The following is a 19,449-nucleotide window of genomic DNA, read 5'->3' on the forward strand; positions in this document are numbered from 1 at the left end:
GTTTCGGCAGCATGGCCACCACGATCACGGCCAGCCCGCCGCCGACCGCCGTGGCACACAGAAGGAATGTCAGGCTCATCAGGCCACGACCTTCCGCCAGGTGCGCGGGTCGTACCCGCACTCTGCGATCCGGTCCAGCGACCTATGCTCCGGGCGGATGTGGAAGACCGCGCGACGGTCCGGGCCCGGCCGGTAGACCTCGCCCGTGACCAGCTGATCGCCGTTGCTGCCGCACACCTCCCGCACCGAGGTGATAATGCGGGTGCCATCGAGCGCGCGGCCGAGCTGGACGATGAAGTCGATCGCGGACGCCGCCAGGCGCATCGTCGTCGCCGGCTCCAGGCGCTCACGGGTCTGCAGCCCGATCTGGATCAACCGGTCGGAGACCTCCGCGGAGGAGGAGGCGTGCAGCGTCGCGAGCGAACCGTCCAACCCCAGGTTCATCGCGTTGAACATCGGGATCAGCTCCTCCCCGCGCACCTCCCCGACGATCACCCGGTCCGGCGTCATCCGCAACGACGCCTTGAGCAATTCGGCCTGCGACACCTCGCCGTATCCCTCGGTATTCGCCTCCCGCGCCTGCAGCGCGATCACATCCGCGTGCCGGTGCGGAAGCTTGTCCAACCCCAACTCGAACGTGTCCTCGATCACGAGCAGGCGCTCAAGCCGCGGAATCTGCGCGGCCAGCGCACGCAGCAGCGTCGTCTTACCCGCACCCATCCCCCCGGAGATCAGCAGATTGAACCTGGCACCCACCAGCGCCGCGAGGAATCGTGCGAGCTCCTCGTCGCACAGCCCCTTGCCGACCAGCTCCTCGAGCGTCGTATCCGAGAGCCGATGGCGGCGGATGGAGAACGAGGGCTGCTCGCACAGAGCCATGATCGCCGAGAGACGGGAGCCGTCCGGCAGGCGGGCGTTGAGGATCGGTGCGGCACGGTCGAAACGGCGCTCCTGCCCGCCGGAGTTCGCCAGCGACCGGATCAGGTCGACCAGCGTGTCGTTGTCCGGCGCGATCGCCAGCTCCCGACGACGCTCGCCGTCGACGCGGACCGTGAAGACGGTGTCGCAGCCCTGCGCGTTGATCGTCTCCACGTCCTGGTCCTCCAGGAGCAGCTGCAGCGGCCCGCAGCCGAGCACGTCCGCGCGCACCCGCGTCCTGATCCGCTCCTCCCCGACCGGAGAGAGACCCGCGTGACCGCTGCGCTCGGCGGCGCCGGCGTAGGTACGCAGCTCCTTGTCCGTGATCTCCTCGACCAGCTCCGCACGGCGCTGCGGCGGGATAGCCATACCCGCACGCCGCGCCTCCTCACCCAGCACCGTGTGCAGGTGCTCGGCCAGTTGCGTGGCGAGCAGCTCCTCCTGTGCGTCGGCCAGCCGGTACACCCGCGTGCCCTCACGATCGAGGACCGGAGCGAGCGCCGACCCGATATCGGTGGCGCTCACAGGCCCGCACCGGCCGTGCCCAGCAGCGCCGCGCTCGGCGCCGCCGCAACCTGCGCGGCCTGGTCACCGCGCACGAGCAACTCAGCGACCACTCCGTCCTCCGTGTTCCCGGCAGAAGACAACGACAGCAGCTCACCCGGGACGACGTCGGACGCCGCAGCACCCGGCGAACTCGCGGACGAGCCCTCGGCACCGGTTGCCGTCTGCGCCTGCTGCCCCGCCAGCGCGCCCGAGCCGTCCGCGGCGAGCGGCAGGATGCCCACCTTCTGTCCGGGCGTGAGATCCTGCGGGTACTGGCCCGGCTTGAGCAGCAACGAGACCGTCATGAACCCGGCCGGCGGGAACCGGCCTACATCACCGGGGGCGAGCAACGCCCCGACCGGCAGCCCGAAACTCAATGTCCTGCCGATGTACGCGCCTTCCTGGTCCGCAGGCACCGCACCGCGACCCGGCTCCGCCGAGTCGACCTGATTCAAGTCCGCCCGCGTGAGCACCGCCCCCGGCGGCAGCTGTCGGGCCACGGCCAGAACCTGCGGGTGGGAATGCGACGGCGCGAGCACGAACGTGCCCATCACCCCGGCCACAGCCGCGAACCCGCCGACCGAATACTGCACCGGCTTGCGCGACAACAGCTCCTTGACCCTGGCCTGATCGAATGACAGCGCCACCAGCGCGTCCCCTCACTCCAAGCACCCGTGACCAGCAGCGCCTACAAAGCAACGACGACTGCCGGCTGACCGACAGACCCGTAACCTAGCGTGACGCCGTGCAGGTCGGGCCTAAAGACATAGCGCAACGACGCGAGATATACACGATTTGGTGACGCGGCCCGCTCACCTCGATCACAGGCGGACGGCTTACGAAGACTCGTTCCCCGGGATGTTCAGCGCGTCGATCTCCTCCACCGGCCACGCCTGCGCCGAACTGCTCGTCATATCCGGAAACACACCGGACTGCCCCGTCGTAGCCCGCCACGCGATCCGCCAGTGAACCGTCGCCGACACTGGGAAGCGAAGACCGGGACCGCGCTTCGAGGTCTGCGTGTAGGTGTGTCCACAGTCTGGGGACGACGCGGCCGGATCCGACACACCAGGCAAATACGCAGTGCCCGGCCCCCGGCACACACTCGACGCACCATCACCCCACGACCAAACCACATACTGCGGCGACGCCGTCGCCGTCACCGACACGCCCGGCACTGAGGCGGTCGCCGTCACCGGCGCCCAGCCGGCATCGCCGATCCACGCCCAGGTCGGCACGTTGACCACCTTGGGCGTGGCCGCGGCCGGCCCCGGTGAGGAGGTGATGGACGGCCTCGGCAGCTTCAAATTCTGCTCGGCCGTCTGCGCTACAGCCGTCACGGCAACGCCAGCCGAACCATTCGGGATCCACATCAAGGGGCTTCCGGACGGATTCACAATCCCGAGAGCCCCCACGCAGGGCGCGGAGTACCACCCTCCGGACCCGGCGCGATGCTGCGGATCTGCCCCAGATGCCTGATAGTCCACGCGGCACATGCCGAGATAGCGGTAGAACTGCTGCTCGGGAGTGAGTTGGGACGAAGCCCTGTGCACTGAGGTTTTTGTTTCCGCAGGAGTGGCCTCGTGCACGTCCAGCGAGCAGGCCTCCTGGTCGGTCTGACAGCTCGTGGTCGCCCCAGTCACGCTGTCGGCCAAAGCCGTGCCCGGCGCGCCGAAGACGCATGCTGCCGAGACGAGCACGGTGAAGCAGCGGCCACGCCGACGGCGGCTCACGCGGTGCACGAACCCTCCGGCCCAAGCTGTTCTTCGGCGCCCTTCCAGGTGGTGCCCACCAGCGTCATCTGCGTCGTGTCCCCTTGCAGGCCACCGGGGACATCGTCCACCAGCTTTCCTGTTGCCGCGTAGTAGAAGAGGAAGCCACGACCATCCACGCAATCCGTGACGGTGACAACCGCCGGATGGGCGGTCAGGTTCTCCGAAACCACCGTCGGCCGGAGCAGCCTCGGCTCGCCCTTCCCGACCATCCCCCTTTGCTCGGTCACGAAGAGGTTCTGTGACGAGTCGAGATACAGCTTGCCGGTCATGTGATCACCGAGGCGCGCCTCCCGGTAGTTTCCGCTGTCCGCCACGGCGGCGAAGTCCGCCCACATCTCTCGATACGCGGTCAACGCGGCCTGAGCAGCCGGGTCTGTCGCCTTGGATGGCGACAGTGTTGGCGTCGAGCGCGTCGGAGCAGCCTTCTTCTCCGCTGCCGGAGTTGTCGGCGTGCCGCTGCACGCAGCCAGAGCACCGGTCAGAACCACGCCAAGCAGGGCTCTGCCCTGGATTCTCCGCATCCGCTCATCCCCAGGCCTCTTCTGCATACGAGACGGCTTGCCTCGTCCATCAGCCTCGTAAGGTAGCCGGGGTGTGACAGGGGGACAGCAGATTCCGCCCGTTCGCGGGTCGGTCTCCACCCGATCTGGTGAATCGTCGACTCACTGCACGCTATGTCGCATTGTTGGCAAAGTCAGCCCTTGCGACGTCGGAACAGGCCCTCGTGCCCAGGAGATCGTGAAGGCGTGACTCGGCTTCCGCCACGCTATTCATCATGGGCTCCAGCAGTTCGGAAGCAATGGAGCCTTGCCCGAGACCGCAGCTCTCCACGACGAGCCGAAGTGAGCCGGTTTCATCTCCGAGCGCTGACGCAACGGCGCGTGCTGCGTAGGCGTCCGTGTGCGCAGTCGCAATCACCGCTTCTCGTAACCGGGCTACCTTGTCCGTCCTCGCGTCGGCCACGTCGGCAAGTGCCAGGGCCGCCAAGGCGAGGTGAGTGCGGAAGACCGCGGTCGGCGGCATGTGCAGCTCGGCTATGGCCAATGCCTCGGCGACGGCGCCTTCGAGCAACGCAGTGTCGGCGCTTCCTGCTTCCAGGGCGCAGAACGCACGTAGTACCGAGGCCACCGCCTTCTGCGGGGCGTTGCTGATCTCGCTGGACTCGACCATCGCGGCGGCGTCGGCGGTCAGGCCGCGTTCGAGAAGCGCTAGGATCGTCGCTTGCCGCCCCTCCCACAGCAGCTTCCCGACGCCTTTGTGCTCGGCCGCCGCTCTTGCCGCCTCGGCCCATTCGCCGACCCGGGTCAGGGCACGAATCCCGTCGGTGACGACCGCTGCCCAGAGTTCGGCTGCGATCTTTCTGTGGCCTTCCGGGCTACGGATGATCGCGGATACATCGACTGTCCGGCCGCAGACCTCGGCGACGCTGCGCGTTTTGGCTGCCTGGTAAAGCTGTTCCAGGGCTTCGTAGGCGTCTCGGCCGTCTCCGTGCCGGGTCAGGAGCCTGGCGATGTTCATCAGCGGCTGTACCGCCATGACCGCCGTGGCTGGGTTCTCCAGCCGTCTGGCGCCGGCGAAGAGTCCGTAGTGCTTCCAGCACATCTCCCAGGCGAGGCCGTCCAGTCCGACGTCCGAGGCGATCAAGGACGCGAGATTGATCACGGAGCTGGCGTGGGCCACCTGTTCGTGGTGGCCCACGCCTTCGGCGCCGAGGAGCGGCTCGGCGAGTGCCGCGATGCGCGCGGGCAGCGGAAGCCCGAGTGGACGCGGCCGGCTCATCAGCGGGAAGCGGCCGGCTATCGCAGAGTTCATCGGGGGCTACTCCTACGGCCAGTCGACTGCGAGGCGGCTGGTGGGCTTGTCGATCACGAATCGTGAGGCGCCGGTGGCAAGCGTGTTGCGGGCCGGGCCGCTGGCCATGCGGAACGTCGGGCTTGCCGAACCGTTGCCGCCGTGCCGATCCCACGCGCGGATTTCCTCGGTGACCTGCTCCGCGAGGACGTCACCGACCGGGCCGTGGCCGATGACGCCGATCTCCCAGTAGTCGCCGTCCTCGTCCGCGCCTTCGCGCATGGTCAGATACGCCAGGCTGTCCTTGCTGAGCGCGGCCATCGAGCCCCACGAGAAGTGGGGCGTGAACCCGGGGCGCTTGCCGGGCATCCGGGACAGCCCGTTGGGCAGCGCGCAAGCCAGCCAGAGGTAAAGCCACTCGAACGCTCCGCCGGCGCGGAACTTGACCCCGCTGTAAAGCTTCGTGGCGGGCGTCTCCAGCACAGTCCGCAGCGCGTCGAAGTCGACGTCCTGCTCGGGGTAGATCTCGATGCGCACGTCGCCGGGCCCGTCGAAGGCCGGCATGTCGCGGTTATCGTCCATGCTGCCCTTGCGCAGCGGCACGAAAGTGGCCATCTCGGTAGACACGGCCCGCCACGTCTCGCCGTCGCGTTCGAACGCGAAGCTGCGGGAGATACTGCCGCGCACCCGCATGGGGATGACGAGGCGTCCGCCCGGGGCCAGTTGGTTCAGGATCGGGGCTGGAATGTCCGCGGTGCCGACGGTGAACTGGATGCGGTCGAAGGGTCCGTGCTCGGGCAGCCCAGCGGCGCCGTCGGCCAGCTCCACCGTCACGTTCGCCACCTCAGCCGCGGCGAGGTTTTGCCGCGCCTGGTCCACCAGGTCTTCGTCCACGTCGACGGTCCAGACGTGGCCGCCCGGTCCGGCCAGGTGGGCCAGCAGCGCAGCGTTGTATCCGGTGGCCGCGCCTGCCTCGAAGACCTTGTGGCCCGGGCGCACGTCGAGCTGTTCGAGTTGGGTGGCGATGACCGTCGGCTGGGAGATGCAGGAAATCATCTCCCCGGCCTCGTCGGTCTTCACCGAGACTGCGTCGTCTCGGTAGGCGGTCTCCACGTCCACGTCGGAGACGAACAGGTGGCGGGGTACCTGCCGGAAGGCGTCGATGATCGCAGGTGTGCGCAGCCACTGCGAGTCGGTGAGTTTGGTGACGAGGGCGGTGCGCAGTGCGTCCGGATCGGCGGTGGGGCTGAGTGTGGTCTCCATTTGCCCGACTTTAGGGGTGCTGGCGGACAGCCTTCTGGTTGACACGACGGCCGCTTGGTCGTCGGAGAACACGACCTGTTGGGCCAGCCACGCGAGTGCGGCTTGGTCCGCGGTATCGATCGCTCCGCGGTTGAGCGTGAAGATGGCGTGGTGCGCGAGCACGGCGCGAAGCCCCCGGGTCAGTCGGCCCTCGGCGGCCAACAGGGCGAGTTGGCGACCAGCGCCCTCGAAGGCTGCGACACGGTCGGGCCACGTCGGATTCTCATCGGGGGCCTTGGCGGCGTCGACGTTCATCAGTCGCCGGACCGCGGTGACGGCGGCGGTGCGTTGCTGTCCGCTCGGTAGCTGCGAGAGCTCCAACTGCGGGCGCTCGGCGCCGAGTCTCGCCCACACGTCTCCGGTCTCGAACCTGTCCAAGCCGGCGCCGCGGGTCAGTGCGGACAGGAGCAGGACGCACCGTTCACGTGATCCGGCCCGGCCGGTCGCGGCGAGCGCACCCGGACTGTCCGCGCAGAACAGCTCGTGCGAGACGGCCATGCCCTCGGGGCCGCCGAACGCCGCGGCCTCGGGCTCGTAGATGCCGGCAACCCACCCGGAGGCAAGGCGGTCGGTGACCAACTGGTCCAGGATGGCGTCGATGGGAGCCGTCGTGCGCAGCCTGAGCTGGCCGTTCTTGCGCAAGAACCAGAAGCGTCGTCCGGCCAGCCCGGCGAGCAGCGCGGTGGCGGCTTGGGGGGTCGGGCCGCGGCCGGTGGGAAAGGAGACGGTCGCGTGGTGCCATTCGCCGTCTTTGGCGACGGGCAGGTATTCGTCATCGAGATCCATTCGGGCCTCTCACTCAGGTCGGTCGGGACAGTGGGGTCAGTCAGTCAGTCAGTCGATCAGCAGTGCGCGCGTCCACCCGCTGTCGGTGCTGCTTAGGGCCAGGAGAGCGCCTGCCCGGCCTTCGAGGAAGCCGGGCTTGGTGAGCGTGCCAAGGCTGGCTTCCGTACGTTCGCGCAGCTCGGTGACGAGGTCGTGAAAGCGGCTGGGGTCGGGGCTGTCACCGGCGATGGCCCGGATGACCGTAAGCAATCCGGCCCATCCGTGGCAGAGACTGGCATCGCAGGTCAGCTCTCGTACGACCGGGTCCGTCAGGGCATTAAGGGCGGCCTCTTCGGCGGCGGCTTTCCGTTCGGGGTCGTTGAGCGCGATGCCCGCGTGCTGGAGCGCTCGGGCGATTCCGAGGACGCCATAGCACCAGGACGGTCGCAACCGCGGAGGTGTTCCCGGGTTGGGCACTTGGCCCAGGGTGATCCAGTAGAAGCGGCCGTAGGTCTCCAGCCAGTGTGCGTAGATATCGATCGCCGCGTGCTGGCCGGCGGCCCTTACGCCGCGTCGAGCTGCCATGGCCAACAGCGCCAGAGGGCCTGCGGCTCCGTGAGCCATCCCGTTGTTCGCATGCCCACCGGGTACGGCGGCGCCCGTGCCGACGTTGGTGTCGGACCACCAGCCAGGCAGTTGGAGACTCCCGCGCTGTATCGGATGTGCCAAGTCGATGAGGTACGACAAGACCTCGGCGAGCGCGGGATCACGTGGACCGCGCCCCAACAGCAGCGCACCGAGGCCGGTCAGCCCGCTGATGAGATCGAACTCCGCCGAAGACGGGCGCTCCCCGGTCCGCGCCCGCTCACGCGCTGCGGCTAAGCGAGCCGCCACGACACGGTCGACGGCATCGGTGATGTGCACGCCGACACGGTGGCCGCCGCAGCGCAGCACGAACTCCAACGCCGGAGCACCGTGGTACAGGCTGGCGTTGGCGCCGACGCTCACGCCGCCGGCGACAGCCTCGACCAACAAGGCGCGCGCTTCGGCCATCTCGCCGCGCTCGATGTGCAGCAGCGCCACACCGAGCGAGCTCTCGGCCAGGGCCTGATGCGTCGGCGCGTTCATGGACGCGCTCGCATCGTCACGAGGATGCTGTGGGCGCGCCCGCCGATCCACCCGTCGCTACCCGGCGGCGGCGCCTCCTGGAGAAGCGCGGTGCCGCTGGCTGCCAGCGACGTGCGCAGCACGTCCAGGTGCATGGCGTCGTCCAGATCCAGCGGAAGACGCTGATCGTCAACCGTCAACAGGACCCGGGTCGGCATCCGGTGGCACTCGCGCCACCGACCCAGCGCATCGACCCACTCGGCTGCCGGCGCTGTGCGGCCAGGTAAATCGCGGGCGCGCAGACGCCAACGGGCCGGAATCAGAATCGTGCGGCGGTGGTGTAGGGCCGGGGTGAACGGCAATACCAGCGCCGCAGCCCAGGCGAAGCCCGTCACCTGCGGGCAGGCGGCACGAGCGATCTCCGCCAGAAACCGGGCGAGCGGTGGCGTGTAGTTGTTCCAGATGAAGTTCAGCGCGTTCGGGGTGAGCAACTCGATGTGCTTGCCGGTGGCGGCCACAGCGAGGAAGAGCCTTCCGTCGGCCAGTCCGACGACGAGATCCTCTGGCGTCAGCACGCCCTCGCCCCGGCGACGGAACTCCCCGACGCTCACCACCGTGGGCAGGAGCTGCGGCGCGCGGGTGAGCAGGTCGGCGTGCAGCCGACTGGGATGGAAGGACAGCTGCGCCGTCGTGGCGCCGGGCTCCACCGTCGGCAGATTTGCGTAGCTGCCCTCGATGTGGCCGGGAAGCAGATGCCAGAACCGGCCCGCCATCGAGCCGCCGCCGCGGGATGCCGTGTGCACCAGGACGCGGAAGTCACCGCGATCGAGCGCTGCGATCGAGGGCGAGCACACCTGCGCGCACACTTCCATGTGCGGGGCCGGGAACACGGGCAACGGGCCGGCGGCCGCCTGGATCTCTTCGATCATGGCGCCGGTCAGGGTCACGGCCCGGGCACCGTCCAAGGCTGCGGTCTGTGCCAGCTCGAGGAGCACGCGGTCGCGGCGCGACATCGCCCGCGGCGGCACGGACAGCCTCGTGAAACCGTCCGGGAGGCCGAGACCGCGCTCAGGATCTGTCAGTTCTGGAACCGCGACCAGCGCATGTTCGCCGTAGCGCTCAGCAAACCGTTCGGAATACCTGCTCCACTCCACAATGCCCGAGGGGTACATCGCCAGCCGGGCAAGCAGTGTCGCCGCGGTCTCCATCTCGACCCCGACCGGCTCGGGAAGCCGCACGTCCACCTCCAACCGGACATCGACGGCGATCTTCTCGTCGTCGCGGAACTCGGCGGCCGAGGTAGCGGGGAGGGCGTCGCTGGGGTCGACGACGGTTGCCGGTGCCCGAAGCGCTGAACGGAGCAGACCGATCCGCAGCAGTTCGCTCAACGCTTCCGTACACCGGGCTTCCGTCGCCCCCGGGAAGTCGGCGACGAGCTTGCCGACCAGTGCGCCGTAGGCAATCGGCGTGGTCGCTGCTTCGAGAATGTTCGCGATCACGGGCGTGAGCGCCACGGAGATCTCGTCGGCGCCTTCGGCCGGAACGAGAACACGGTCTCCGCGCACGGTCACGAGGTTGTTGACGCACACGTCGACGGTAGACATGTACAGGGCGTCCTGCTCCAGTGCGGCTATCGTCCCAGCCAGCGCCACAGGCTCGGGGCGAACGTACTCCTCGTGCCGCTCCCCGAAGCGCACCCGCGCCCCCGGGCCGAATGAGATCGGTGCTACCCCGGCGAACAGGCCGAAGGGCGTCGACCGGCTTGTGAACCTGATCGCGTACCGTCCGACCGCCAGAGCTGCGCGACGGGCACGGCGCGCATCGCTGAGCCGTCCGCTCAGCAGCAGATCGACCTGCCGAGCCAGATCCGGGCTCGCCACCCCCACCGCACGGGCGAAGCCTTCATCAGCCCACGCGCCACGCAGCCACACACGCCACACCTCGAAAGGACTGTCTGCAGTGGGCCACGGCTCCAGCACCGGACCCGTGGTGTGAAGCGCTGCTCGTAGGATCCCGCCGTCGCCGCGCTGATACAGGTTGTGTCGCGAACGCGTCATCATTGCTCCTTCCGCCAACGTCACGCCTAAGCGCGGGCCGACCGGATGGGCCAGCCGGCCCGCGCGTCCATCAGAGGCCTGCTGCGTTTGCCTAGGAAGTGGTGCAGGCGCTGCCGCAGGAGCTGCCGCAGTTATCGCTGGTGCTGCACATCAGCACGGTCTCGGAGGCGTCGACGCCCTCGATGAAGTTGATGTCGAAGTCGAACGGGTCACCGGCCGCGGTGCTGTCGGTGTCGTCGTCCGGGTCGGCGAGCAGCACATCGGTGCTGCCCACGTGGGTCTGCGTGCTCATCCTGTCCTCATTTCTTGTCAAGCCGAGCCGATTAGAAATCTGGATTCACGTCCCGCTGAACCGCGTCATCTCGCGGCTCGCAGCCCGGGCCGAAGCTGTCGTGTCGACCAAGGCTCTGAGCTCAGCGGGGGACATCAGAAGCGGTCATCTACTGCGTGTTTCACCTCCAGTCGGTTCGGGTCCGTGGCAGGGCGTCTCAGACGGGTGACAGGCGCCACCGCTATCCCTGCGCGCACTTGTGCTGGCGGTGGTTCGCTCTGGCACCGCCGCGTCGGGTCCCAAGATGCGGTGGAGCAACTCCTCCTCGCCTGGCAGTTCGGGAAGAACCCGCTCCAACGCCCCCACCGTTGCGCGAAGCGCTGAAGCACGCGTTGATCTCGCCATTCGGCTGTAGTCCTCCTCTCCGTAGGGTCTTCACTCCCGCTGAACCTGGTGATCGGGGTCGGCTGCCCACATGAGCGCAGGGAGACAGGCAGCCCGGCACGGTCCTCGCTCGCGCACGGGAAACGCCAGCCAGGGGCCTGGGTCAGGGCGCGGGCTGAGGCTCGCGCCAGAGCGGGTACATCAGACTCCGGTTCGGCAACTGGATCGGGTCGCCGGCGTCGGCGTAGCCGTGGCGGTCGCGGTAGAAGTCTCGAGCGCGCATGCTCGCTGCCTCGAGGTACGCGCCCAGGCCCTGCTGGTCGAGGTAAGCGTGGTGCGCGTCCAGGAGCGCCGAACCGAGGCCCTGCCCCTGCCGGTCGGGTCGCACCGCGAGGATCATCAGCCAGTGATGGGCACCGCGCTCGAACGGATGACGCTCAAGCAGGGTCTGATGGAACATGCGATCGCGCTCCGCCAGATCCAGGTCATCACCGGCGATGCGCTCATCGAGTTCCACGGCGGGCAGCCCTTCGGCCGGCACCGGCAGCCACAGCGCCACCCCCTCGCCGCCGTTCACGGAGTACACCGTGCCTTGGTCCAATGCGTCCTCGACGGCGAGCTTGAAGTAAGCCGCGTATACGCGCTTACGCCACTCGACGTCCGGGATCAGGTACTGGGAAGCGGGCAGAGAGTGAAAGGCCTTCGCGATCGTTCTGCCGAGCAGCAGGGCATCACGGCGCGGCGGGCAGTCGATCTCCACCGGCGCGTCCTTCGAACTGATACTGGGCATCAGGCGGCTACTTCCGTCAGGATCGGGGCGAGCGCGGCGTAGATGCTCGGGCGGGTCAGCTTGAGCGCCAGAGCCCACCCGAAGCCGAGCACGGCGGTCCCGCCGAGCAGGATGAAAACGCGGTCGATGGTCGGATCGGACGGGGAGATCCCGAGCAACCCGGACAGGTTGGCCGTGCAGGCCCACACCATGCCGATCAACGCCGCGGCGGCGATCCCCGGAAGCCACAGGCGTACCGCGCCGGGCTCACCGCGGTGGTCACGGGCGAAGAACACGACGACGGCCACGGCCGTCACCGCCAGCAGCACCATGATCGCATAGCCGCCGGTCGTCGAGGCGAGGTAGAACAACTGCGTCATCGGGTCCCACTGGAACGTCAACGTCGCCAAAATCGCCCCGAGACCGATCGCGGATTGCAGCAGCGAGGCAGTACGCGGGATACCGGATCGGCGCACCGTCGCGAGCGCCTGGGGCAGCACGCCATCCCGCCCAAGCGAGTAGCCGTAACGGATCAGAGTGTTGTGGTATGCCAGCGCAGCCGCGAACAACGACGTCAAGAAGAGCACGTCCGCGCAGTCCGAGAGCAGCCCGGGGCTCATTGCCAGGAACAGCTCCGGGCCCCTGGCCTGTGCCTCGGCCACCACGCTTTTCCCGTAGTGCATGTCCACCGCGAGCGAAGCACCGACGTAGATCACCGCCGCGACGCTCAGGCTGACCACGCTCGCGCGTAGCAGCGTGGTCCGCGGTCGGCGGGCCTCCTCGCCGTAGACGACCGACTGCTCGAACCCAAGGAAGCACAGCACGCAGATCGCGGCCAAAGGGCCGAGCGAACCGGCCGTCAGGTGCGACGGGTTCAGCGCGCCCGGGTGCGTACGGCCGTCGGCCGGGTGTGCCAGCCCCGCCATCGAGATCGCGAGAATCACGAGGATCTCGGTGACCGAGAGCACTCCGAGCAGCCTGCCGGATAACTCCACCTGCACCAGCCCGAGCGTCCCGACCAGCACCCAGGCCGCCAGCGCACACGCCCACCAGCTCGGGTGCCAGGTCGAGTTATCCGCGACGAACGCCGCGCCCTGCACGCCGATGATCCCGTAGAGCGAGCACTGCATTCCCGAGTAGCCCACGAACGCCACCAGTGCCCCGGCCACGCCTGCCGGTCGGCCGAGCCCGCGCGTGATCAGGGCGTAGAACGCACCGGCGTTGACCACGTGCCGACTCATCGCGAGGTACCCGGGCGCGAACATGCCAAGGATGAGCGCGGTGAGTACGAACGCGGCCGGGAACGACGTTAAGCCCGTCGCGCCGATCGAGGATGGCAGCGTTCCCGCGCACACCAGCAGCGGCCCCAGCGACGCGATCATAAAGAACGAGACCATCGGCGCATTGAGCTTCCCGCGGGCCAGACCTTGCGGTATCGCGCCGGGCGGCGCCGCGGCGGTCGTCTGCACCATCGTGATCACTCCTTGGTTCGAAGGTGGATAAGGGGTTATCAGTAGTCAGCGTTGGCGGACGGCCACCGTCACGGTCACCGCCGCACCGACCTGCCCGATCAGGTGGCCGAGGCCTGGATGTCGGGCCATTGCGTGTTCCGCCGGGACTGCATCGGCCATCCACCATTGCCGTCCGGCCGCGGAGGCAAGGCCTGAGGCGCGTACCAGCGCGACGAGCGCAGCATCCTGCAGATCTAGTCGAGCCGCGTCCGTGGTCGGCAGCGCGGTCACGGCGTTGAACACTCGCTCGGTCAGCCGCGGGCGCGTGGGCGGAAACAGCGTGCGGGGGGCGCGGAGAAGACGAGGCGACTCCCGGGGCGTGAGGATGCCGGCGTATAGCAATACGCCACGCACACGCTCGTATGCATCCGACGCGAGATAGTCCAGAACCCGCTGCGCGGGGCACGGCTCGCGCAGCCGCCCAGCAATGTCCTGCGCCACCGGCGAGATCAGCGTCGGCGTTTCCACGGCGCCATCGGCGACAAGCGACCCATTCGCCGGAACGAAGCGGATGCTGTGCGCCAGCAGCATCTCGGCAAGCAGAGCCCCAGCCAGACCCAGCGCACACACCCGCTCAGACACGAGCAGATCACCGACATCGTCGTGCGCAAGTAGGAAATACCGCCCCGCCAGCGTCAACCGCGCGAGATCCGCCCGCTCGAGGTCCTCGAGATTGGCACGCTGCTGCCCGGCGCCCGAGCGCGGCTCGGGTTCACAGGCCATCCACGCCTCGACCAGCAGAGCATGTAGCGCGTCAGACGGCTGCTCCTGTGCCGCCGCAATCGCTGCGGTCACGGCCGTGAGCGGATCACCCCCGTGCACGACTGCAGGCAGCCCATTCGCGTTCACCACCGTCTCGGCGACCTGCCAGAGCGCCACCTCGCTCAACGTGCGCCCGAGCCTCGCCGCCGCCAGGTCCATCACATGGGAAAGGCTCGCGGGCGGCCCATCTGGCCGACCGCACTGCTGGACCGCCACGCGGAGCAGATCCGCCAGCTCTGCCTGCGTCAGCCGACCGGCGTAGTCCGCTGGCCTCAGCGTGCGCGCATGCACACTCATCCGGCAGCCTCCTGCACCCCGAAACCATCCGCCGCTTGGGCGCCGCCTTCGACCTGAGCGGCGGCAGTACGGAACAGCTCCGTCAGCGCCTTCCCAGAAGCAACGGCGGGCTGGCCGCCGTTGCGCCGGGAAATCGTCCACTGATTGACGGCGGCAATCGGGTCGACCGGCAGACTCGCGCGCCCCTCGCCGGGGATGACCTCGCACAGGGCACGGGCGATCTGACGGGCCTCCAGCGTGTAGAGCTGGCGCTGGCCAGCAGGGCACAGCACATCGGTGTTGAGGACGTACAGGATCGTCGCGAAATCGTGGTGCCGATCACCTGCTGCCACCGTCGCTGCCGCACGCAGAACTTGGCCGAGTTCAACGGCGGTCAGCGGATCGCCGGCTTCGGCGTTCGAGATCCGCTCACTCATCAGCGCCTCCGCTTGTCTCGTGTCTGACATGAGCTCTGGATGCCCCTCGACCGTGAGTATTCGTTGCGGCAGCCTGGCGCGCTCGGCCGGGACGGGGGAGGTTCTGCCGTTGAGCTTCGGTCTCGAATTCCGCGCTTGCGCACATGGCCTGGCCTCCTGCCGCTTGGTAGCTCACTGCTGTCGTCTACCGTGCCAGTACAGTGCAGCTCAGACACCTGCGACGCGGGCGGGACGCCATACGAGTTCGTGGGCGAAAACGCTCGGGCTCGTGCGCACGGCCAGCTTCACTTACCCATTCGAATGGGTAGAGTGCTAAGCAGCCAGCGTTGGGATTCCGCGGACTGGATGGATCACGTGGACCGGAGGAGCAATGCAGGCATCAAACCGCCAGATCACCAGCCCCCAGGCCCGCGGGCGTGAGCTTGCGCGGCAGGGCCGCTCCCTGTGGCAGGAGATCGGAACCGTGCAGGGCGCGGCTGCTGAGCTGATGAGTAGATTTCGTGACCTGCCCGCCATTCAGGCATTTCGCTATGCGGCCGGCTTATCGCAAGAGCAGGCCGCGACCCGATACAACGAAGTGACGGATCACCAAACCAGTCTTGGTAGTACGACGATCAACGCCTGGGAGTCGTGGGCGCGTAGCCGAGGCATCGGCTCGCCGCCGCCGTTCTCGAGTCTGCTCATCCTTGCGCTGGCATATGGCCGTGGTCCGCTCGGAATCGGCGAAGAGCGGCTGGCGCCTTCCGACCTGATCGCGGACGTGTACGAACGGCTGCCCCCAGAGGACCAGATCGCGCTCAAGCTTTACACAGCCCACCAACGCGAGTCGCAGGCGGCACCTCTAGCCTCCGCGCCGCCGTCGCAGCAGACCGGGGAAACGGTCGCGTCCGGGCAGACGCCAGCGCTGATCGGCCCCGACTTCGACCTCATCGTGCCGACTGTCGAGTATGGAAATCCACAGATCCACCCTTTTACTCTCCCGAACCCTCAGCCCGGCCAGCTTCTCGACCTGCCGTGGGAGGTGTTCGGACACGGCATCGAGCGCCTGGGTCGGCAGATCAAGAACCTCGGGCGCCGGCTCGAAGCCGACATCTGCTTCGGTATCAACGAGGCCGGGCTGGTCATGGCCACCTTCCTGTCTTCCGCGCAGTTTGGAAGATGCCCCATCGGTTACCTCAAGTGCGTGAAGTCTCGAGACGGAATCACGCTCGACGATGCCTCCTCGTACCCTGCCGCACCCGAGATGCCGACCATCGTCGTCTGCGACTTCGAGGTCAAACACGCCGATGTCGTAGGGTTCATCGCCCGCGACCTACGCACGCGTTACCCCAGGGCTAGTCTGTACTTCGCGGTCTTCGGGGCGATGACCAAGGACACAGACCTGAAAGTGGACAGCTTCGACGATCTGACAGGCGCAAAGATCATGCGCGCAGCGGACTTCGAAGCGGTCTTCATCGCCGCCACCATGAGCCCGCCTGGTATCGAACCTCCGCTGGAACTGCGCTGAACACAGGAAGGACCATGACCACATCTGCCCTCGAGCCCACCGGCGTGGCCAACGCGGTCGCACGCATCGTCCGCACCGTGATGGCCGAGTCGCGCCCCGCCCTTCTTGCAGCCGCACTGACCGGTCAGCGCGGAGAGAGCGAGAACCTGCGGCACGAGGACAACTTCCTCTCCGAACACGATCTGCGGATGCATAACCGCTACCGAGAGTTGTTCGCGGATGCCCTCGGCTCATTCGTCTACGCGTCGGAAGAAGACGACCCGCGCGTCATCGGCGCCGATCCAGACCCGGACCTCGTAGTCCTCGTCGATCCACTCGACACGAGCGAACTGGCCGTCAGAGCGCTGCATGGGTACACGCACGTGATGCTCTACTCCAGGTCCCTGCGCCGCCCCGTCACCGCCGTCGTAGGCGACATCTACCACCACCTGCAGCTCTTCATCGGCTGCCGTCACGACGACGGCCGGGACCGCGCCTACCTGGTCACTGCTGACGACGACGTGCATCACCTGTCTACACGCGCGCCCGTCGGTATCTCACAAGCACTGATCACGAACTACCTGATGCGGCCCGCCGAGCGCCTTCAGCCCGTCGCCCGTCAGCAGGCGCTCATCGACGCGCTCACGACACCAAGCCAGGACGGCGCCGCACGAGGACGCATCGGGGTGGACTTCGGCTCGATCAGCCTGTGCCACGTCGCCTCCGGCCAGAGTGACGCCACCATCGAGTTCGCGAAAGGCTTCGCGATCTGGGACCTCTCGCCCGGCCATTACATCCTGCACGCCGCAGGCGGAACCGTCATCGACCTGCAGGGCAAAGAACTGCCCCTCGACTACGGTCTCGACAGCCTCCATGACATCGCCGCCGCGATGAACAAGCGGCGAAAGTTCATCGCAGCCGGCGGCACGTCACTGGCCCACGAAATCCTCGACCGCCTCGATACCTGATGAGGTGGGGTCACGCCTTCGAGGCACGCTCACTCCAGACAGTATCGATCTGAATCAGGCCTCAATCCGGCCACCCGCGTTCTCCCACGACCAGCCACGACGTGCGCTGTCTGAAGCCTGAGCTCTACCCGCCGATCAGCAACCGTCAAGGGCTCGCTCGCACAGTGACGCCTTGACGCGCCATTGACATGAGATGTTGCGCAGCACCTCGTGCTCGACCGGGCCGCGTCCGTCACTATCGCCTTGGCGCGCCCGCCATCGCGGGAATTGCCCGATCGGTCACCCGCTCATACGTTGCACTGAAGACCGTAGGGTCCTGACGGCGTGGTGTTTGGGACGCGCCAATTGGTGCGGCTATGTTCCATCGCTATGCACATGTTCCTGGCGCGCCAGTTCGAGGCGGCCGCGTTCGCGGTGTTCCTGGTCGGGACTGCGGTGCTGGCTTTCGTCGACGCGCGCACGATGCGGCTTCCGAACCGGGTGTTGTACCCGGTCTCGTGGTCCGGGCTGCTACTGCTGGCCTGCGCTGCCGCGCTGTCCGGCTCGTGGCATCGCTTGGCCGTCGCGCTCGTGTCGGCGGCGGTGCTTGTGGCGGTGTTCCTGCTTTTGCACGCGACGAGTGGGCTCGGGCGCGGTGATGTGCGGCTGGCCGGGCTGCTGGGGTTGTTCCTCGGCTGGGTCGGCCTGGGTAGCGTGTTTACCGGCCTGATCCTAGGGACGGTGATCGGGGGCGTGTTCGGTGTGCTGCTGCTGGTAGGCAGTGCTGGACACCGCAGGATGGTGCCGTACGGGCCTTTCTTGATTCTCGGCGCCTGGCTCGCGCTGCTGCTGCGGGCCCGGGCGTAGCAGCTCAGTGGTCGTCGTCTACGGCGATGGTGAAGGTGGCGGTGACGGTCTTGCCGCGCCCGGGATGAACGGTGACGGTCAGTGTCCCGGCGAGGACGGAGGCGATCAGCGCGAGGCCGAAGCCGTGGGGCTGCTCGTCCTGATCGTCGGGGCCGGTGATGAAGTCCGGCAGGGTGAGGCTGGTGTCGGCGACGTCCAGGATGAGCTGGTCGGCGTGGGCGCGCAGGCGGATGCGGGCGGGGCCGTCGGTGTGGCATAGGGCGTTCGTCGCCAGCTCCGAGAGGACCACGACCACGTCTTCAGCCTGTTCCGAGGTGATTTCCCACGCAGTGAGGGTGGAGTGCGCGAGGTGGCGCAGCGCGCTGACGGCAGCACGGTCGCCCGCGGCGAGGGGGACGGTCAGCTCGTGCCAGGAACGGGACGCGGGCGTCTTCGAGGCCTGGATTACCGGGAAGAAGGCGGGCAGGTGGGGCATGATCGACCCTTTCCGTGCAGTGTGGCGGTGCGGCCGGTCGGGCGGCGCACCGTCGTGGTGCCACGGCGGCGGGGATGGGCAATCAAGGTTCTTCACCGCCGGTCACCGGATCGGGTGATGCCGCGCGTGCCGGGGTGACGAAGGGTCTTGACATCGTCCGGGGGTGCGAGCGTGCATGTGATCCCGGGGCCGGTCGGCCCCGGGATCACACGGCACGGGAAGGCGGTCGGCGGTATGCCGGATCACACAGAAGGACCGGGCGGCACGGGCGCGGCGGTGGGGGCCGTGTGGGGCGCTGTGGGGCGCCGTGGCCCGGCGCCGGACGGTCGGGCGGGCGGCGTGCCGGGCGGGGCGGTGGTCCGGGGCGTGTGGGCCGCGTTATGCGCGGCCGAACGCCCGGTCACCGCGCGGGAGGTGGCGGATGCGCTCGGCACCCGGCGGGAGTCGGCGAACCGGGCACTGGGCCAGCTTGAGCGGGCAGGCTGGGCACAGCGCGAACGAGGGAACGTGCAAGCGAGCACGCCGGACCTCTGGTCCCCGGTAGCCGGGTCGCGCGAGGCCGACCTGACCGAACATGCGCCGCAGGCGGAACCCATTCGCGCGGCCCCACCGGCGCCCGACGCGCCGCACTCGGGTTTCCTGGTTTCCGCGCGGCAGGCCCGGATGCGTGCTGCGAGCTCAACCCCTCCGGCGGCGCCGGGGACGCGCGGTGAGCTCGCCCTGCGGCGGCTGGCGGCTGGGGAGCTGCAGGAGCAGGTGCACGAGCTGCTGCTGTCACGACCCGGCGAGGAATTCAGCCCCCTGCATGTGTCCCGAGCCCTGGGCGGGCGTTCGCAGGGCGCGGTGGTCAACGCTTGTAAACGACTGGTCGCGAAGGGCGAGGCCGTGTGCACCTGCCAAGCCCCGTTGAGGTTCACGGCGGCAAACCCGCTGGAGTAGCCCATATTCGGTGACGCCGACGCGCACGCCCCCTTGGCTCCTGGGCGTGCGCGTGCTGCTCGAT

Annotated in this window: 18 protein-coding genes; 4 read left to right on the top strand and 14 right to left on the bottom strand. The window is 68.2% G+C overall.

Going from position 1 to position 19,449, the window contains the following annotated elements; translation table 11 throughout:
- Positions 1-78: 78 nt before the first annotated feature.
- The 13 genes from ACTRO_RS24475 to ACTRO_RS24530 form a co-directional block, all read right to left on the bottom strand.
- Complete coding sequence (locus ACTRO_RS24475) at positions 79-1,443, bottom strand: TadA family conjugal transfer-associated ATPase (RefSeq protein WP_051451321.1); 1,365 nt, start codon at positions 1,441-1,443, stop codon at positions 79-81.
- A complete protein-coding gene (locus ACTRO_RS47450) occupies positions 1,440-2,111 on the bottom strand; it encodes a hypothetical protein (protein ID WP_051451322.1) in 672 nt (223 codons plus the stop codon). Before ACTRO_RS47450 ends, ACTRO_RS24475 begins: the two co-directional genes overlap by 4 nt.
- Before the next feature lie 189 nt (positions 2,112-2,300).
- On the bottom strand, positions 2,301-3,206 hold the full coding sequence (locus ACTRO_RS47455) for a hypothetical protein (protein ID WP_157436408.1): 906 nt from the start codon (positions 3,204-3,206) through the stop codon (positions 2,301-2,303).
- A complete protein-coding gene (locus tag ACTRO_RS24485; protein ID WP_157436409.1) occupies positions 3,194-3,760 on the bottom strand; it encodes a hypothetical protein in 567 nt (188 codons plus the stop codon). Before ACTRO_RS24485 ends, ACTRO_RS47455 begins: the two co-directional genes overlap by 13 nt.
- A 151-nt stretch (positions 3,761-3,911) precedes the next feature.
- Positions 3,912-5,051, bottom strand: a complete 1,140-nt coding sequence (locus tag ACTRO_RS24490; protein WP_051451323.1) for a hypothetical protein — start codon at positions 5,049-5,051, stop codon at positions 3,912-3,914.
- A gap of 12 nt (positions 5,052-5,063) precedes the next feature.
- Entirely contained in the window at positions 5,064-7,118 is a 2,055-nt protein-coding gene (gene fxlM / locus ACTRO_RS24495; protein WP_034266597.1) for a methyltransferase, FxLD system, read from the bottom strand.
- 48 nt (positions 7,119-7,166) lie between these two features.
- A complete protein-coding gene (locus ACTRO_RS24500) occupies positions 7,167-8,225 on the bottom strand; it encodes a lanthionine synthetase C family protein (RefSeq protein WP_034266599.1) in 1,059 nt (352 codons plus the stop codon).
- Positions 8,222-10,264, bottom strand: coding sequence for a lantibiotic dehydratase family protein (locus ACTRO_RS24505; protein ID WP_157436410.1), 2,043 nt, complete (start codon positions 10,262-10,264; stop codon positions 8,222-8,224). Before ACTRO_RS24505 ends, ACTRO_RS24500 begins: the two co-directional genes overlap by 4 nt.
- 88 nt (positions 10,265-10,352) lie before the next feature.
- The gene (locus ACTRO_RS24510; RefSeq protein WP_034266601.1) at positions 10,353-10,553 is read right to left on the bottom strand and encodes an FxLD family lanthipeptide; all 201 of its coding nucleotides are present in this window, start codon (positions 10,551-10,553) and stop codon (positions 10,353-10,355) included.
- A gap of 526 nt (positions 10,554-11,079) precedes the next feature.
- Positions 11,080-11,676: a GNAT family N-acetyltransferase gene (locus ACTRO_RS24515; protein ID WP_063628282.1), complete on the bottom strand. Its 597-nt coding sequence runs from the start codon at positions 11,674-11,676 to the stop codon at positions 11,080-11,082.
- A gap of 29 nt (positions 11,677-11,705) precedes the next feature.
- Complete coding sequence (locus ACTRO_RS24520) at positions 11,706-13,157, bottom strand: APC family permease (RefSeq protein WP_157436411.1); 1,452 nt, start codon at positions 13,155-13,157, stop codon at positions 11,706-11,708.
- A 45-nt stretch (positions 13,158-13,202) separates the two neighbouring features.
- Positions 13,203-14,255, bottom strand: coding sequence for a GPP34 family phosphoprotein (locus ACTRO_RS24525; protein WP_157436412.1), 1,053 nt, complete (start codon positions 14,253-14,255; stop codon positions 13,203-13,205).
- Positions 14,252-14,671, bottom strand: coding sequence for a hypothetical protein (locus ACTRO_RS24530; RefSeq protein ID WP_034266605.1), 420 nt, complete (start codon positions 14,669-14,671; stop codon positions 14,252-14,254). Before ACTRO_RS24530 ends, ACTRO_RS24525 begins: the two co-directional genes overlap by 4 nt.
- 370 nt (positions 14,672-15,041) lie before the next feature.
- Here ACTRO_RS24530 and ACTRO_RS24535 point away from each other — a divergent pair, with 370 nt between their 5' ends.
- The 3 genes from ACTRO_RS24535 (at position 15,042) to ACTRO_RS24545 (ending at position 17,971) form a co-directional block, all read left to right on the top strand.
- A complete protein-coding gene (locus tag ACTRO_RS24535) occupies positions 15,042-16,178 on the top strand; it encodes a hypothetical protein (protein ID WP_034266607.1) in 1,137 nt (378 codons plus the stop codon).
- A 44-nt stretch (positions 16,179-16,222) separates the two neighbouring features.
- Positions 16,223-17,125 carry an inositol monophosphatase family protein gene (locus tag ACTRO_RS24540; protein WP_211244398.1) on the top strand — a complete coding sequence of 301 codons (903 nt, stop codon included), beginning with the start codon at positions 16,223-16,225 and terminating at the stop codon, positions 17,123-17,125.
- A gap of 369 nt (positions 17,126-17,494) precedes the next feature.
- Positions 17,495-17,971, top strand: coding sequence for a prepilin peptidase (locus ACTRO_RS24545; RefSeq protein WP_157436413.1), 477 nt, complete (start codon positions 17,495-17,497; stop codon positions 17,969-17,971).
- A gap of 4 nt (positions 17,972-17,975) precedes the next feature.
- On the opposite strand, the gene ACTRO_RS43820 is transcribed toward ACTRO_RS24545, so the two are convergent.
- Entirely contained in the window at positions 17,976-18,446 is a 471-nt protein-coding gene (locus ACTRO_RS43820; RefSeq protein WP_051451327.1) for an ATP-binding protein, read from the bottom strand.
- Between the two features lie 234 nt (positions 18,447-18,680).
- Between ACTRO_RS43820 and ACTRO_RS43825 the strand changes: the two genes are divergently transcribed.
- Positions 18,681-19,385 carry a helix-turn-helix domain-containing protein gene (locus tag ACTRO_RS43825; protein ID WP_084316503.1) on the top strand — a complete coding sequence of 235 codons (705 nt, stop codon included), beginning with the start codon at positions 18,681-18,683 and terminating at the stop codon, positions 19,383-19,385.
- The last annotated feature ends 64 nt before the right edge of the window (positions 19,386-19,449 follow it).

Source organism: Actinospica robiniae DSM 44927 (assembly GCF_000504285.1).
In the GTDB taxonomy this organism is placed as follows: Bacteria; Actinomycetota; Actinomycetes; order Streptomycetales; family Catenulisporaceae; genus Actinospica; species Actinospica robiniae.